Below are 15,894 nucleotides of genomic sequence, written 5' to 3'. Positions count from 1 at the left end.
TGAGTTATCCACAACAGGGCGGTTGTCCACGGAATTTGGGCCTGCTCAGCAGGTTCGTGTGGATGTGCCTACCGTCCTGTGACATGGCTCTGAGAACACGTTCCGCAAGCAGTGGCCCGGGCAGGGCCCCGGCGTCCGACGGCCGCGCCCGCGACGGCCGTGACCCCGGATTCGCATCTGGCGCGGGCAGCGGCCCCGGCCGCCGTGTGCACCGCACCGATCGCCGGTCTGCTCGCCGCGCCGCTCGTCTGGGCGGCGGGCGAGTTGCTGCCGCGTCGAGCACAGCCCGCCGCCGCGCGGACGCCCTGTTCGACGGATCGGCCGGCGTCACGGGACGTGCCGACCCGCCCGGCGCGGGCCTCGGCGCGGCTGTCGGGCGCTCGCGTGCCGAAGGGCCCGTGGCAGCCGCGGACATGGACGTCGGCGCGGATGTGGACATCGGTACGAGCGCCCGGCAGCGCATGCGGCTGGCACTGCGGGAGCGGTTGCCGCTGTGGGTGCAGCTCAGATGCGGGCTGGAGCCCCGGGCGCTCGCCGCTCTGGCCGTTGTTCTCGTGCTCTCCGCGGTCTTCGCGGTCCAGCACTTCTGGGTGGGGCGGCCCCAGGCCGTACGCGCCCCGGAGCTCGTCCAGCACGGCGCCGCCATGCCGCAGCCCCCGCCGTCCGCCGGGCCGCCACCACCCGGCGGGGGGCCACCGCCCGAAACGGGGCCGGGCGGCGGGCGGATCGTCGTCGACGTCAGCGGCAAGGTGCGGCGGCCGGGCATCCACCGGCTGCCGGCGGGATCCAGAGTGGCAGACGCGCTGAGGGCGGCCGGTGGCGTCAGAGCGGGTACGGACCTGACCGGGCTCAACCGGGCTCGGGTGCTCATGGACGGAGAGCAGGTGGTGGTGGGGGTCGCCGTACCGCCGGGGTTGCCCGCCACCGGATCGGGCCCGGGCGGAGCAGGCGCGGCAGGGTCTCGGGCGGCGGGGCCGGTGAGCCTCAACTCGGCGACCGTGGAGCAGCTCGACACCCTGCCCGGGGTCGGTCCCGTGCTGGCCCAGCACATCATCGACTACCGCGCCCAGCACGGGGGTTTCCGGTCCGTCGACGAACTCCGCGAGGTCGACGGGATCGGCGCCCGCCGGTTCGCGGACCTCCAGACCCTCGTACGGCCATGACGCGCCCGGAGGTACATGCCGCGTCGGGCCATCGGCTTGGAGCGTCCGACCCGCGCCAGGAAGGACCGGCGGATCTGCGGCTGGTGCCCCCCGCCCTGGCTGCCTGGGCCGCCGCCGCTCTCGCCATCGGCGTGCCGGGCTGGTGGACCGGGCTGGCCGTGACGGTCGGCATTCTCGTGGCGGGGCTGTTGCTGGCTCCGGCGGTGGCGCGGGCGATGCGTGCCCGAGCGGGCGCGGATCCGGCGGCGGACGGCGAGGATGCGAGCTCCGCCCGCCGGCTCCGGCCCAGGCTCAGCGCCACCGCGCTGGCGGCCATGCTGCTGTGCGGTGCCGCGGGTGCGGCCTCGGCCGGTCTGCACGGCGCAGATCTGCGGCGGGGTCCACTGCCGGAATGGGCGGACCAATATGCCCACGTCACGGCCGAGTTGACCGTCACATCCGATCCTCGGCTGACCCGGCCCCGCGTCCGCGGCGATCAGATGGCCGGACGATCCGTGGTGCTGGACGCGGAGGTGAGACGAGTGACGGGGCCGGGCGGCACAGTGACCGCGACCCGGACGCCCGTGCTGCTGATCGTGCGGGCAGGCGCGTCCGGGGAGGCGGGCGAGTCCGTCGCCCGCTGGCTGCGGCTCCTGCCTTCCACCCGGCTCCAGCTGGCGGGACGGCTCGCCCCGCCCTTGAATGCCGACGACCGGTTCGCGGCGGTCCTGCGCCCGGACGGGGCCGGTCAGCCGCGGATCACCGGCCCGCCGACCGCCCTTCAGCGGACGGCCGGCGGACTCAGGGCAGGGCTGCGCGCGGCGACGGACAGGCTCGACCCGGACGCCCGCGCTCTGCTCCCCGGGCTGGTCGTGGGAGACACCTCCCGGGTCAATCCCGACCTCCAGGATGCCTTCGAGGCGACTGACCTCACGCATCTGCTCGCCGTATCGGGCAGCAATCTGACCGTCGTGCTCATACTGCTGATCGGACCGCCGGGCACCGCCCTGCTGGCCGAACGGCGTGGTCTCGCGCCCCGGTTGGGCATCACGCTGCGAGGAGCCGCGCTCCTTGGCGGTGGCCTCACGCTCGCGTTCGTTGTCCTGTGCCGCCCGGAGCCGAGCGTGCTGCGGGCAGCGGCCTGCGGGACCGTCGCGCTGCTCGCCATCGGCAGTGGACGCCGCCGGTCGCTGCTGCCCGCACTGGCGTCAGCCGTCCTGCTGCTCGTCCTGTACGACCCATGGCTCGCGAGGAGTTATGGCTTTCTGCTCTCCGTTCTGGCCACGGGCTCGCTGCTCACCATCGGACCCCGCTGGAGCGCGGCGCTTCAACACAGAGGGGTGTCGCCCCGGCTCGCCGAGGCGCTGGGGGCCGCGGCTGCCGCACAGGCGGTGTGCGCTCCTGTGGTGGCGGTCTTCGCGGCCAGGGTCAGCCTGGTGGCGATCCCCTGCAATCTGGTCGCGGAACTCGCGGTCGCCCCGGCCACGGTGCTCGGGTTTGCCGCTCTCGCCGCGGCACAGGTGGCGATGCCGGTTGCCGAGCTGGTGGCGCGCTGTGCGGGGTGGCCCGCGGGGTGGATCGCCTCAGTCGCGCGCACCGGGGCAGCGCTGCCCGGGGCTGAGGTGGCGTGGCCGGACGGCTGGATGGGCGGGCTGCTGCTGGCCGTCGTCACGGGCCTGGTGGTGCTCGGCGCGCGCCGACTGCCCCGGCATCCCTGGTCGGCGGCAGGATGCACGCTGCTGCTTCTGCTCGCCGTGCTGCGTCCGGCCCCGCTCACCAGAGCCATGTCCGGCTGGCCTCCCCCGGGGTGGACGTTCGCGATGTGCGATGTCGGCCAGGGGGACGCCACCGTGCTTGCGGCGGGCGAGGGTTCGGCCGTGGTCATTGACGCGGGGCCCGATCCGGAGCTTGCCGACCGCTGCCTGCGTGACCTGGGCGTCACCCGGGTTCCCTTGATCCTTTTGACGCACTTCCATGCCGATCATGTCCGCGGGCTGCCAGGGGTGTTGCGGGGCAGAGCTGTCGGTGCGGTCCAGACGACCACATACGACGAGCCCTGGGAGCAGAGCGTGTTCGTACGGAGGACGACGGCCGCGGCCGGGGTGCACGTGATCCGTGCGGGGCCGGGGGAGCGGCGGAGAGTGGGGCGGCTTGCCTGGCAGGTGCTGTGGCCGCCGGCCGCCCGCGTGTCCGGGGCGGCCGGGCTCGGTCTTCCGGGGCCGGGCTATCTACCGGAGGGCCCCAATGATGCGAGCGTGACGCTGCTGGTACGAATCGAGGACGGCCCCACCCTGCTGCTCCTCGGTGACCTCGAACCACCGGCCCAGAGGGGGCTGATACGAGCCTTCCCGGCACTCCCTCCCATCGATGTCCTCAAGGTCGCCCACCATGGCTCACCCCATCAGCACCCCGGTCTGTTGCGCGGTGTACGTGCTCGGCTGGCGCTGATCTCTGTGGGCGCGGACAACACATACGGCCATCCCTCTCCTCGGACCGTCGGCGCGCTGCGGGCCGGGGGTGCGGTGGTGCTGCGAACGGACACGGACGGGGCGATCGCGGTGACGGGAGCCGGCCGGGACCTGCGGGCGGTGCCGCGAGGCCCCGACCCGCCGCAGCGGACGGGCCGGGACATGGCCTGCCGACACCCCGCGCGCCACACTTTCCTCATGGATGCCTACCTCCGCCGTATTGGCGCGAGCCGCCCGCGTCGCGCCGATGCCGACGCACTGCGCGAGCTGCAGCTGCGGCACTTGCAGACAGTCCCCTTCGAGAACCTCTCCATCCACCTCGGCGAGGACATCGTGCTGGAGGAGAAGACGCTCGTTGCCAAGATCGTGGAGGCCCGGCGCGGGGGCTTCTGCTACGAACTCAACGGTGCCTTCGCCGCGTTGCTGCGCGACCTCGGCTTCGGTGTCAGCCTTCTCCAGGGGCGGGTCTTCGGCGACGGCGGCCGCCTCGGTATCCCGTACGACCATCTCGCCCTGCTGGTCGAGACGGCGGACTCGACGGGTCCCTGGCTGGCAGATGTCGGCTTCGGCGACCACTGCCACTACCCGCTGGCTTTCGACGAACGGGGTGATCAGGAGGACCCGGCCGGTACGTTCCGGATCGTCGAGGTTTCGGAGAGCGGTGATCTCGATGTCCACCGCGACGGGAAGCCGCAGTTCCGTCTGGACCGGCGGCCGCGCGTCCTGGACGACTTCCGGGCGGGGGCCTGGTGGCACCGCACCTCACCCGACTCGCACTTCCCGCGGTCGGTGGTGTGCTCGCGGCTCAACCCGGAGGGGCGGATCACGCTCAGCGGCCGCAAGTTGGTCACCACCGTGCGGGGCGAGCGCCATGAGCAGCCGCTGCCCGACGACGCGGCGGTGCTGGCGGCCTACCGAGAGCACTTCGGGCTGGTTCTCGACCGCCTGCCGTCGGCTCCCCAAGGGGCGACCTGAACAATGACCCCGTGAGTGCTGTGAGACATGTACTGGTGCTGCCCGACCGCGACTCCGCGGAGGAGACGGCCGAGGCCCTGCGGGAGCGCTTCGGCATCGCCGATGAGCCCTTGCTCGTAAGGGACGCGCTGGCCGGTGAGGACGATGCCGAGGACGCGCAGTGGCTGGTGGTGGTCGAGGACCCGGAGCGGCGGCTCGACCCGCTGAAGCTGGACGAGTTCGTGGGGGAGTGGGACGGCTGGCTCGAGCGGCCGTAGTGGCCCCGCGGGCGTAGTGGTCGCGGGGCCGGGGGCGGTGTCAGTGGTGCGTGGGATGCTGGACCGCGATGGCCACCAGGAAGAATTCGACCGACGATCCCCTCGCCCCCGTGACGCTCGCCGTGGGCCAGGAGGACCTCCTCCTCGACCGTGCCGTACAGCAGGTGGTGGCGGCCGCCCGGGCCGCCGACGCCGATACGGACGTGCGGGACCTCACCGCCGATCAGCTGCAGCCGGGCACCCTTGACGAGCTGACAAGCCCTTCGCTCTTCGCCGAGCGCAAGGTTGTCATTGTGCGGAACGCGCAGGATCTGTCCGCGGACACGATCAAGGATGTCAAGGCGTATCTCGACGCGCCTGCGGAAGAGATCACGCTCGTTCTGCTGCACCCCGGCGGGGCGAAGGGGAAGGGGCTGCTGGACGCTGCCCGTAAGGCGGGGGCGCGCGAGGTCGCCTGCCCCAAGACGACGAAGCCCGGGGAGCGGCTCACGTTCGTGCGCTCCGAATTCCGCGCGCTCGGCCGGTCGGCGACGCCCGAGGCGTGTCAGGCGCTGGTCGACTCGATAGGCAGCGATCTGCGGGAGTTGGCCAGTGCCGTGTCCCAGCTGACGGCCGACGTGGAGGGGACCATCGACGAGGCGGTCGTCGGGCGCTACTACACCGGCCGGGCCGAGGCCTCCAGCTTCACGGTCGCCGACCGTGCGGTGGAGGGGCGGGCGGCGGAGGCGCTGGAGGCGCTGCGCTGGTCGCTGTCGACGGGGGTCGCGCCGGTTTTGATCACCAGCGCGCTGGCGCAGGGAGTGCGGGCGATCGGCAAGCTCTCCTCGGCCCGTGGCGGGCGGCCCGCGGATCTCGCGCGCGAACTGGGCATGCCGCCGTGGAAGATCGACCGGGTACGGCAGCAGATGCGGGGCTGGACGCCGGACGGGGTGGCGGTGGCGCTGCGGGCGGTGGCGGAGGCGGACGCGGGGGTCAAGGGCGGGGGGGACGACGCGGAGTACGCGCTGGAGAAGGCGGTGGTGGCGGTGGCGTGGGCGGCGAGGTCGCGGCGCTGAGCCCTGCGGCGGCTCTCCCCGCTTCGCGGTGCCACGCGGCCCCCGACCTGAGCACTGGCTTCGCGGCGCGAACGCGGTCGGTGCCCCTGCGCCTGGCGCCCGCGCAGGGCCCAGTCTCGCGGCGACCCCGAGCAGGCGCGCCCCCGTCCCCGCCCCACCAAACGCCGAAAGCCCCGGTCCCGTCCTGGGGAAGGACGGTGACCGGGGCCACGGATCAGACTTTGGTGCGCCGCACCCGCGTGGCGAACGCAGGCCGCGTGCGGCGCGGAGGGTGCCGGGTCAGGAGCGGAAGAGAGGGCCCGCTGAGTCCCTACCGGCGACAATCAAGAGGTTCAGCCCTGCAGGGAGCCAACCTTGGCGGCCAGCGCCGACTTCTTGTTGGCGGCGGCGTTCTTGTGGATGACACCCTTGGAGACAGCCTTGTCCAGCTTCTGCGACGCCTCACGGACGGCCACAGTGGCCTTCTCGACGTCACCCGCTGCGACAGCCTCACGGGCCTTGCGGATCGCGGTCTTGAGCGACGACTTGACGGCCTTGTTGCGCAGGCGCGCCTTCTCGTTCGTCTTGTTCCGCTTGATCTGGGACTTGATGTTCGCCACGAAAGAGCCTTTTCAGGTTCGGTGAAACTTCGATCTCTGAGGTTGTGTCCCGCACTGAGAGGGCACGAGACACAGCTGCCCAGGTTACCAGCCGTCCATCCGACGGCCCAAACCGGGCGCAGCCCCTCGGCCATGGGACGATAGAAGCTACGTATCGATCCGACATCGCCCGAGACGAGACGCCCCGCGTCTCAAGAATCAGGACCCTGCGTGCCCGCGACTCCTACCAACGTGCCCGAGCCGAGCCGTACCGACCCGGCGCTGATCCGCAACTTCTGCATCATCGCGCACATCGACCACGGCAAGTCGACCCTTGCCGACCGGATGCTTCAGCTGACCGGAGTGGTCGAGCAGCGGCAGATGCGTGCTCAGTACCTCGACCGCATGGACATCGAGCGCGAGCGCGGCATCACGATCAAGTCCCAGGCCGTCCGGCTGCCCTGGGCGCCGACCGAGGGGCCGGATCAGAGCAGGACCCACATCCTGAACATGATCGACACCCCCGGGCACGTCGACTTCACCTACGAGGTGTCGCGGTCCCTCGCCGCCTGCGAGGGCACGGTCCTGCTGGTCGACGCCGCGCAGGGCATCGAGGCGCAGACCCTCGCGAATCTCTATCTGGCGATGGAGAACGACCTCACGATCGTTCCGGTCCTCAACAAGATCGACTTGCCGGCCGCCCAGCCGGAGAAGTTCTCCGAGGAACTCGCCAATCTCATCGGCTGCCAGCCGGAGGACGTTCTCAAGGTCTCGGCCAAGACCGGTGTCGGCGTGGAGGCCCTGCTGGACCGCGTGGTGCGCGACGTTCCGGCCCCGGTCGGTGTCGCCGACGCCCCCGCCCGCGCGATGATCTTCGACTCGGTCTACGACTCGTACCGCGGTGTCGTGACGTACGTACGAGTCGTCGACGGGCAGCTCAACAAGCGCGAGCGCATCAAAATGATGTCCACCGGCGCCACGCACGAACTCCTCGAGATCGGTGTCTCTTCCCCCGAGATGACCCCGGCCGACGGCATCGGCGTCGGCGAGGTGGGCTACATCATCACCGGCGTGAAGGATGTGCGTCAGTCCAAGGTCGGTGACACGATCACCTCCCTCAACAAGGGCGCCACCGAGGCTCTGGGCGGCTACAAGGATCCCAAGCCGATGGTGTTCTCCGGCCTGTATCCGCTGGACGGCTCGGACTACCCCGAGCTGCGCGACGCCCTCGACAAGTTGCAGCTCAACGACGCCGCGCTCGTCTACGAGCCGGAGACCTCCGCCGCGCTCGGGTTCGGTTTCCGCGTAGGCTTCCTCGGGCTGCTGCACCTGGACGTCATCCGGGAGCGTCTTGAGCGCGAGTTCGGGCTCGACCTGATCGCCACCGCCCCCAACGTTGTCTACCGCGTGGTCATGGAGGACGGCGCCGAGCACACCGTCACCAACCCGAGCGAATTCCCCGAGGGCAAGATCGCCGAGGTGCACGAGCCGGTCGTACGGGCCACGATCCTCGCCCCCAGCGAGTTCATCGGCTCGATCATGGAGCTCTGCCAGACCCGCCGCGGCACGCTGCTCGGCATGGACTACCTCTCCGAGGACCGGGTCGAGATCCGCTACACCCTCCCCCTCGCCGAGATCGTCTTCGACTTCTTCGACCAGCTGAAGTCCAAGACCCGCGGTTACGCCTCCCTCGACTACGAGCCCACCGGCGAGCAGGCCTCCAGCCTGGTCAAGGTCGACATCCTGCTGCACGGCGACAAGGTCGACGCCTTTTCCGCCATCACGCACAAGGACGCGGCGTACGCGTACGGCGTGCGGCTGGTCGCCAAGCTCAGGGAGCTGATCCCGCGGCAGGCCTTCGAGGTGCCCATCCAGGCCGCCATCGGCTCTCGCGTCATCGCCCGCGAGACGATTCGCGCCATCCGCAAGGACGTCCTCGCCAAGTGCTACGGCGGTGACATCTCCCGTAAGCGGAAGCTGCTGGAGAAGCAGAAGGAAGGCAAGAAGCGGATGAAGATGGTCGGCAGCGTTGAGGTCCCGCAGGAGGCCTTCATCGCGGTGCTGTCCAGCGACGAGGGCGGCAAGGCGAAGAAGTAGCCCTGCGGAAGTCGCCAGGCGGAAGCCAGGCGGAAGCCAGGCGGAAGCTCTGCGGAATCGCCCGGCAGAAGCCTTCATGGGAGTCTCCCTGCGGAAGCGGCCCGGGGAGTAACCCAAGCGAAGTAGCCCAGGGAGTTCGGGACCGAGACGTCGAGAACCGACAGACCGTATGGCAAGCGAAAGCGCCCGCCGGGGGTCCGGATGGGCGCTTTTCGCATGTCAGGCAGCGGATCACCCGATACGTGAGAGATACACCGATCATCGGTTCGGACGGGTGATCCTGCCGTCTGTTCGTTATGAAGCGGCAGCCCGCAGCCTCTTACGCACCGGCTTTGTGCGCTCTACTCTGATCACGGCTCGATGGTTACTCGCCAGTTAAACAACCAGCCAGTCGTGCAGTGCTGCCGCAGGCCCGGAGGACGTCGTGAGCGACACACAAACCCTGATCGAGAACCGACCGCCCTCGGTGGCGACCCTCTTCACCGAGCGCGTGGCGGCCACGCCCGACGCCGAGGCCTACCGGTATCCGGTGGCCCCGGCCTCCGGTCATGGACCCGACGACTGGAAGTCGCTGAGCTGGGGGCAGGCCGCCGAGCGGGTCTACTCCATCGCGGCCGGCCTGATCGATCTCGGCGTACAGCCCGAGGAGCGGGTCGCGCTCGCCTCCGCCACCCGGGTCGAGTGGATCCTCTCCGACCTCGGCGTGATGTGCGCGGGTGGCGCGACCACGACCGTCTATCCGTCCACGAACGCCGAGGAGTCGGCGTACATCCTCGCCGACTCCGCCAGCCGGGTGCTGATCGCCGAGAATGCGTCCCAACTCGCCAAGGCGCGCGAGAAGCGGGCCGATCTGCCGGAGCTGACGCACATCGTCGTCTTCGACATGACGGGCGTGGAGCCGGACGGAAGCGACCCCGAGGGCTGGGTGCTTTCGCTCGCCGACCTGGAGGCGCGCGGCGCGGCGTACCTCGCCAAGCATCCCGATGCCGTCAAGGAGCGCATCGGCGCGATCGCTCCCGACCAACTGGCGACGCTCATCTACACCTCGGGCACCACTGGCCGGCCCAAGGGCGTGCGGCTGCCGCACGACAACTGGGCGTACATGGCCAAGGCCATGACCGCCACCGGCCTGATCGGCCCCGAGGATGTCCAGTACCTGTGGCTGCCGCTCGCGCACGTCTTCGGCAAGGTGCTGACCTCCGGGCAGATCGAGGTCGGCCATGTCACCGCCGTCGACGGCCGCGTCGACAAGATCATCGAGAATCTGCCGGTCGTGCAGCCGACGTACATGGCCGCTGTGCCGCGCATCTTCGAGAAGGTCTACAACGGTGTCGCGGCCAAGGCGCGCGCCGGCGGTGGTGCGAAGTACAAGATCTTCCAGTGGGCTGCCGGGGTAGCCCGCGAGTACGCCAAGGCCGCGCAGGACAATTTCCGGCGCACGGGCACGGCCGGCGTGCCCTTCGGTCTGAGCGTCAAGCACAAGGTCGCCGATGTGCTCGTGTACTCCAAGCTCCGCGACGCCTTCGGCGGACGGCTGCGCGCCGCGGTCTCCGGCTCCGCGGCACTCGCACCGGACATCGGTTACTTCTTCGCCGGCGCCGGGATCCACATCCTGGAGGGCTACGGCCTGACGGAGTCCAGCGCGGCGTCCTTCGTCAACCCGGGCGAGGCGTACCGCACCGGCACCGTCGGCAAGCCGTTGCCCGGCACCGAGGTGCGCATCGCGGACGACGGCGAGATCCTGCTGCGCGGTCCCGGCATCATGGAGGGCTACCACAGGCTGCCGGAGAAGACGGCGGAGGTCCTGGAGTCCGACGGATGGTTCCACACCGGGGACATCGGTGAGCTCTCCGCGGACGGCTACCTGCGGATCACGGACCGCAAGAAGGACCTGATCAAGACGTCGGGCGGCAAGTACATCGCGCCCGCAGAGGTCGAGGGACAGTTCAAGGCGGTCTGCCCGTTCGTGTCCAACATCCTGGTGCACGGCGCGGACCGGAACTTCTGCACTGCCCTGATCGCGCTCGACGAGCCCACGATTCTCGGCTGGGCCAAGGAGAACGGCCTCGACGGCAAGTCGTACGCGGAGGTCGTGGCGACGAAGGAGGCCGAGCAGCTCATCGAGGGCTATGTGAAGCGGCTCAACGAGGGACTGCAGCGCTGGCAGACGATCAAGAAGTTCCGGCTGCTGCCGAGGGATCTCGACATTGAGCACGGGGAGCTGACGCCGAGCCTGAAGCTGAAGAGGCCGGTTGTCGAGCGGGAGTACAAGGACCTGATCGAGGACATGTACGCGGGGTCGCGCGAGGCGTAGTGGCGCGAGGGTGGCCCGGGCCTTCCGCCCGGGCCCTTCCACGCGGGCCTCCGGTCCGGGCTTCCGCCCGGGCTCTTCCCTTTCGGGCCTCCCGTTCGGCCACGCCCCGCTACAGGCCTCCGGCTACACGCCCCGCCCGCGCCGCAGGTCCGTCAGGAGTTCCTCCATGCGCGTCAGCTGAGTCCGCAGCTCCGTCACGTCCACCGGGCCGCTGCGGCCCAGTTCCGTCTCTATCGTGGTCAGCCGCTCCTCGATCTCGCCCAGCTGTTCCTGCTCGCGGGCCAGCAGCCGCTCCAACTGGCGGTTCTTGCGGTGCAGATCGAGGAACACGTTCACCTTCGCCCGCAGCACCCACGGGTCGAAGGGCTTGGTCAGGAAGTCCGCCGCCCCCGTCGCGTACCCCCTGAACGCATAACCGCTGTCCGCCTCAGTCCCGGTCAGGAAGATGATCGGGACGTCCTTCGTCTGGTCGAGGCGCTTGATGTTGGACGCGGTCTCGAAGCCGTCCATGCCCGGCATCCTGACATCCAGAAGGACCACCGCGAACTTCTGCCGCAGCAGTGCCTTCATCGCTTCCTCCCCCGAACGCGCGCGGACCAGCGGTTCGTTGAGGGACCCCAGTACTGCTTCCAAGGCGACGAGATTGTCCTCCATGTCGTCCACCAGGAGGATGCTCGCCCGGTCGGCCGTGGTCGCGGCTGTGCTCATCGTGTCTGCCTCATGTCATGGTCGGTGGGACGGCCGGATCCCCATCGCCGGCTGACTGTCCCGGTATCGCGGGTGTTGCTCCCTGTGTCGCGCCGTCCGGGTCACTCGTCCCGCTGCCTTCCGGGTCAAGCAGGGCGCAGACGACGGTCAGCAGTCGGTCGACGTCCACAGGCTTGGGCACATACTCGTTCGCGCCCTGGGCTATCGACTTCTCGCGGTCGCCCGGCATCGCCTTGGCGGTGAGGGCCACGATCGGCAGATCCGTCCACAGCGGGCTCCGCCTGATCGCCTCGATCGTCTCGTAGCCGTCCATCTCGGGCATCATGATGTCCATCAGGATCAGTTCGACGTCGGTGTTCCGCTCCAGCGTCTCGATGCCCTCCCGGCCGTTCTCCGCGTACAGCACGGGCATGCCCACCCTGCCCAGCACATGGGTGAGCGCGAAGACGTTGCGGATGTCGTCGTCGACGATGAGGACACGTCGGCCCTTCAGGATCCGGCCCGCGCGGCCCAACTTCCACTCCTCCAGCTTGGTCGTGGTCGGCCAGCCGTCGTCCAGGTCGGCGCGCATGTGCTCGGCGTGATGGCGCTCCGGCGAGGTCATCGGCACATCGTGGACGTCATGGATGCCCAGGCCGTCGTGGGAGCCGTCGCTGTCGGAGCCGATGTGGCCGGGGTAGAGGACGGGGACGTACAGCGTGAAGGTGGAGCCGCGGCCCGGCTCGCTCTCCGCGATGATGCGGCCGCCGAGCAGCCCGGCGATCTCCCGGCTGATGGACAGGCCCAGGCCCGTTCCGCCGTATTTGCGGTTGGTGGTCCCGTCGGCCTGCTGGAACGCCTCGAAGATCACCGGCAGTTTCTCCGGCGCGATGCCGATTCCGGTGTCCTTGACGGCGAAGGCGATCACGTCGTCGATGCCCTTGAGCAGCTTGTTGTCGGGGTCCTTGAGCCGGCTCACGCTCAGCTCGACGCGGCCGCTGGAGGTGAACTTGATCGCGTTGGACAGCAGATTGCGCAGGATCTGCTGGAGCCGCTGCTCGTCGGAGTACATCTCGCGCGGTACGTCCTCGCCGACCGCGACCTCGAAGGCGAGCCCGCGGTCGAGCGTGATCGGGCGGAACGTGGCGTGGACGTAGTCGAGGAGTTTGATCAGCGGCAGCTTCTTCGGACGGACGTCCATCCGGCCCGCCTCGATCTTCGAGAGGTCCAGGATGTCGTTGATCAGCTGGAGCAGGTCTGAGCCAGAGCGGTGGATCGTGGTGGCGAACTGCACTTCCTGGTCGGAGAGATGGCCGTCCGGATTGTCGGAGAGCAGCCGGGCGAGGATCAGCAGGGAGTTCAGCGGGGTGCGCAGTTCGTGCGACATGTTCGCCAGGAACTCCGACTTGTACTGCGAGGAGGTGGCCAGAAGCGCCGCCTTCTCCTCCAGTTCGGCGTTGGAGCGCTGCAGCTCGGCCTGCTGCCGCTGGAGTTCGTCGGAACGCTCCTGGAGCTGGATGGCCAGGCGCTGGGACTCACCGAGGAGCGATTCGGTACGGGAGTTGGCGATGATCGTGTTGATCGCGACGCCGATGGTGTTCACGAACTGGTCGAAGAAGGCCAGATGGACATCGGAGAAGCGGGAGAAGGACGCCAGCTCGATGACGCCGAGCAGCTTGTCCTCGAAGAGGATCGGAATGATGACGACGCTTGCGGGGGACGCCTCGCCGAGCCCCGAGTTGATCTTGATGTAGTCCGGCGGGGCCTCCTCCAGGAGGATGCGCTTCTTCTCCAGAGCCGCCTGGCGCACGAGTCCGTGGCCCGGCATGCCCGTCGTGTCGATGGTGGCGGACTGGGCCGAGCCGTAACCCGCGATGAAGGCGAGTCCCTTGGTGGTCGATGTCGTACGGGAGGGAGTGCCGTCGCCGTCGGGGTCGGCCAGGAAGAAAGCGCCGTACTGCGCGTTCACCAGCGGGGTCAGCTCGCGCAGGATCAGGTCGGCGACCTCCATCAGATCGCGGTGGCCCTGCATCAGACCCGCGAGGCGGGCGAGGTTGGACTCCAGCCAGTCCTTGGCGCGGGTGGTCTCACGGAGGTTGGACACCATCAGGTTGATGTTGTCCTTGAGCTCGGAGACCTCGCCGCGGGTCTCGACGGTGATCGAGCGGGACATGTCGCCCTGGGCGACCGCGGAGGCCACTTCGGCGATGGCGCGGACCTGGGTGGTGAGGTTGAGCGCGAGCTCGTTCACATTGGTCGTCAGGCGCTTCCAGGTGCCGTACACGCCCTCGACGCGCGCCTGGCCGCCGAGCTGGCCCTCGCTGCCCACCTCGCGGGCCACGCGCGTGACCTCGGAGGAGAACGAGGAGAGCGTGTCCACCATGGTGTTGATCGTGGTCTTCAGCTCCAGGATCTCGCCGCGGGCGTCGACGTCGATCTTCTTGGACAGGTCGCCCTGGGCGACGGCCGTCGCCACCTGGGCGATGTTCCGCACCTGGGAAGTCAGGTTGTCGGCCATGTAGTTGACGTTGTCGGTGAGGTCCTTCCACAGGCCGGTGACGCCGAGGACCTGGGCTCGGCCGCCGAGCCTGCCGTCCGTGCCGACCTCGCGGGCGACCCTTGTCACCTCGTCGGCGAAGGCGCGCAGCTGCTCCACCATCGTGTTGACGGTGTCCTTGAGCTCCAGGATCTCGCCGCGGGCGTCGACGGTGATCTTCTTGGAGAGGTCGCCGTTGGCGACGGCGGTGGTGACCTGGGCGATGTTGCGGACCTGCGAGGTCAGGTTGGACGCCATGAAGTTGACGTTGTCCGTGAGGTCTTTCCAGACGCCGGAGACGCCGCGGACCTGGGCCTGGCCGCCGAGGTTTCCTTCGGTGCCGACTTCGCGGGCGACGCGGGTGACTTCGTCGGCGAAGGCGGAGAGCTGGTCGACCATGGTGTTGATCGTCGACTTGAGCTCCAGGATCTCGCCCTTCGCCTCGACCGTGATCTTCTTGCCGAGGTCGCCCTGGGCCACGGCCGTCGACACGAGCGCGATGTTCCGCACCTGCGACGTGAGGTTGTCGGCCATGAAGTTGACGTTCTCGGTGAGGTCTTTCCAGACGCCGGAGACGCCGCGGACCTGGGCGCGGCCGCCGAGGTTTCCTTCGGTGCCGACTTCGCGGGCGACGCGGGTGACTTCGTCGGCGAAGGCGGAGAGCTGGTCGACCATGGTGTTGATCGTCGACTTGAGCTCCAGGATCTCGCCCTGGGCGTCGACGGTGATCTTCTGGGACAGATCGCCGTTGGCGACGGCCGTGGTGACCTGGGCGATGTTGCGGACCTGCGAGGTCAGGTTGGACGCCATGAAGTTGACATTGTCCGTGAGGTCTTTCCAGACGCCGGAGACGCCGCGGACCTGGGCGCGGCCGCCGAGCTGGCCCTCCGTGCCGACCTCGCGGGCGACGCGGGTGACCTCGTCGGCGAAGGCGGAAAGCTGGTCCACCATCGTGTTGACGGTGAGCTTCAGCTCCAGCAGCTCGCCGGTCGCCTCGACCGTGACCGTACGGGTCAGGTCGCCGCGGGCGACGGCGGTGGTCACCGCCGCGATGTCCCGCACCTGCGCGGTCAGCCGGGAGGCCATGGTGTTGACCGCCTCGGTCACATCCCGCCAACTCCCCGACAGGCCCTGGACCTTGGCCCGGCCGCCGAGGCGGCCCTCGGTGCCCACCTCACGCGCGACCCGGGTCACTTCGCCCGTGAAGAGCGAGAGCTGGTCGACCATCTTGTTGACGGCTCGGCCGAGGCGTCTGAGGTCTCCTCGCAACTGGCGGTTGCCGTCGTGCAGATCGACCCGCTGGGTCAGATCGCCGTCGGCCACCGCGTCCAGCACCCGGGTCGCGTTCGCCGCGGGCACCACCAGCGCGTCGAGGAGCGCGTTCGTACTGTTCACTCCGGAGGTCCAGGCGCCCTGACCGGGGCTCGCCGCCAGCCGGTCGTCCAGGCGCCCGTGCCGTACGACTTCCCTGCGTACACGCGTCAGCTCATCCGTGAAGTGCTGATTGCGCACCGCGATCTGGTTGAACATCGCCGCCAGCTCGGCGGACATCCCTTCATGCGTCTCCGCCACGCGTATCTTGAAGTCCCCGTCCCGCAGGGCCGTCATGGAGGCCAGCAGAGGGCGGAGCTCCGAGGCCCGGATCCAGGAACCGTCGGGCGGCGGCTCGGCACCCGGCCGCGGGGCCCGCGACGCGGGCAGCCCGGAGGACGGCTGGGCGGGCGACAAAGGTCTCTGATCGTTCATAACCGCCCACTTCAGTGACTCGGCGCTTATGGGCAGGCT

Annotated in this window: 9 protein-coding genes and 1 pseudogene; 7 read left to right on the top strand and 3 right to left on the bottom strand. The window is 69.5% G+C overall.

Going from position 1 to position 15,894, the window contains the following annotated elements:
- Positions 1–83: 83 nt before the first annotated feature.
- The 5 genes and pseudogenes from FBY35_RS30185 (at position 84) to holA (ending at position 5,897) form a co-directional block, all read left to right on the top strand.
- Entirely contained in the window at positions 84–1,163 is a 1,080-nt protein-coding gene (locus tag FBY35_RS30185) for a ComEA family DNA-binding protein (RefSeq protein WP_142217114.1), read from the top strand.
- Positions 1,160–3,742 (top strand): annotated as a pseudogene (locus tag FBY35_RS30180) (ComEC/Rec2 family competence protein); the annotation flags it as partial. The gene FBY35_RS30185 and the pseudogene FBY35_RS30180, both read left to right, overlap by 4 nt.
- Before the next feature lie 30 nt (positions 3,743–3,772).
- On the top strand, positions 3,773–4,585 hold the full coding sequence (locus FBY35_RS37545) for an arylamine N-acetyltransferase (RefSeq protein WP_313904728.1): 813 nt from the start codon (positions 3,773–3,775) through the stop codon (positions 4,583–4,585).
- An 11-nt stretch (positions 4,586–4,596) separates the two neighbouring features.
- The gene (locus FBY35_RS36685; protein ID WP_142217112.1) at positions 4,597–4,842 is read left to right on the top strand and encodes a hypothetical protein; all 246 of its coding nucleotides are present in this window, start codon (positions 4,597–4,599) and stop codon (positions 4,840–4,842) included.
- A gap of 68 nt (positions 4,843–4,910) precedes the next feature.
- Positions 4,911–5,897 carry a DNA polymerase III subunit delta gene (gene holA / locus FBY35_RS30170; protein WP_142217111.1) on the top strand — a complete coding sequence of 329 codons (987 nt, stop codon included), beginning with the start codon at positions 4,911–4,913 and terminating at the stop codon, positions 5,895–5,897.
- A gap of 332 nt (positions 5,898–6,229) precedes the next feature.
- On the opposite strand, the gene rpsT is transcribed toward holA, so the two are convergent.
- Complete coding sequence (gene rpsT, locus FBY35_RS30165; protein WP_142217110.1) at positions 6,230–6,496, bottom strand: 30S ribosomal protein S20; 267 nt, start codon at positions 6,494–6,496, stop codon at positions 6,230–6,232.
- A 210-nt stretch (positions 6,497–6,706) separates the two neighbouring features.
- On the opposite strand from rpsT, the gene lepA reads away from it, so the two are divergent.
- Both lepA and FBY35_RS30155 read left to right on the top strand, forming a co-directional pair.
- Positions 6,707–8,572 (top strand): translation elongation factor 4, encoded by a 1,866-nt coding sequence (lepA, locus tag FBY35_RS30160; protein ID WP_142217109.1) that lies wholly within the window; start codon positions 6,707–6,709, stop codon positions 8,570–8,572.
- Between the two features lie 424 nt (positions 8,573–8,996).
- A complete protein-coding gene (locus FBY35_RS30155) occupies positions 8,997–10,886 on the top strand; it encodes a long-chain fatty acid--CoA ligase (protein ID WP_142217108.1) in 1,890 nt (629 codons plus the stop codon).
- 123 nt (positions 10,887–11,009) lie between these two features.
- Here FBY35_RS30155 and FBY35_RS30150 read toward each other — a convergent pair whose 3' ends face one another.
- Both FBY35_RS30150 and FBY35_RS30145 read right to left on the bottom strand, forming a co-directional pair.
- Positions 11,010–11,594, bottom strand: coding sequence for a two-component system response regulator (locus tag FBY35_RS30150; protein WP_142217107.1), 585 nt, complete (start codon positions 11,592–11,594; stop codon positions 11,010–11,012).
- 10 nt (positions 11,595–11,604) lie between these two features.
- Complete coding sequence (locus tag FBY35_RS30145; RefSeq protein ID WP_260848970.1) at positions 11,605–15,717, bottom strand: HAMP domain-containing protein; 4,113 nt, start codon at positions 15,715–15,717, stop codon at positions 11,605–11,607.
- Positions 15,718–15,894: the final 177 nt, after the last annotated feature.

The sequence above is a fragment of the Streptomyces sp. SLBN-118 genome (genome assembly GCF_006715635.1).
GTDB lineage: Bacteria > Actinomycetota > Actinomycetes > Streptomycetales > Streptomycetaceae > Streptomyces.
This window is presented reverse-complemented; position numbering and strand designations above follow the sequence as displayed.

Bases quoted from the DNA above. Each gene is read 5' to 3' on its own strand.
- FBY35_RS30185 (WP_142217114.1), top strand. From the start codon at position 84: ATGGCTCTGAGAACACGTTCCGCAAGCAGTGGCCCGGGCAGGGCCCCG.
- FBY35_RS37545 (WP_313904728.1), top strand. From the start codon at position 3,773: ATGGCCTGCCGACACCCCGCGCGCCACACTTTCCTCATGGATGCCTAC.
- holA (WP_142217111.1), top strand. From the start codon at position 4,911: ATGGCCACCAGGAAGAATTCGACCGACGATCCCCTCGCCCCCGTGACG.
- FBY35_RS30150 (WP_142217107.1), bottom strand. From the start codon at position 11,594: ATGAGCACAGCCGCGACCACGGCCGACCGGGCGAGCATCCTCCTGGTG.
- FBY35_RS30145 (WP_260848970.1), bottom strand. From the start codon at position 15,717: ATGACGGCCCTGCGGGACGGGGACTTCAAGATACGCGTGGCGGAGACG.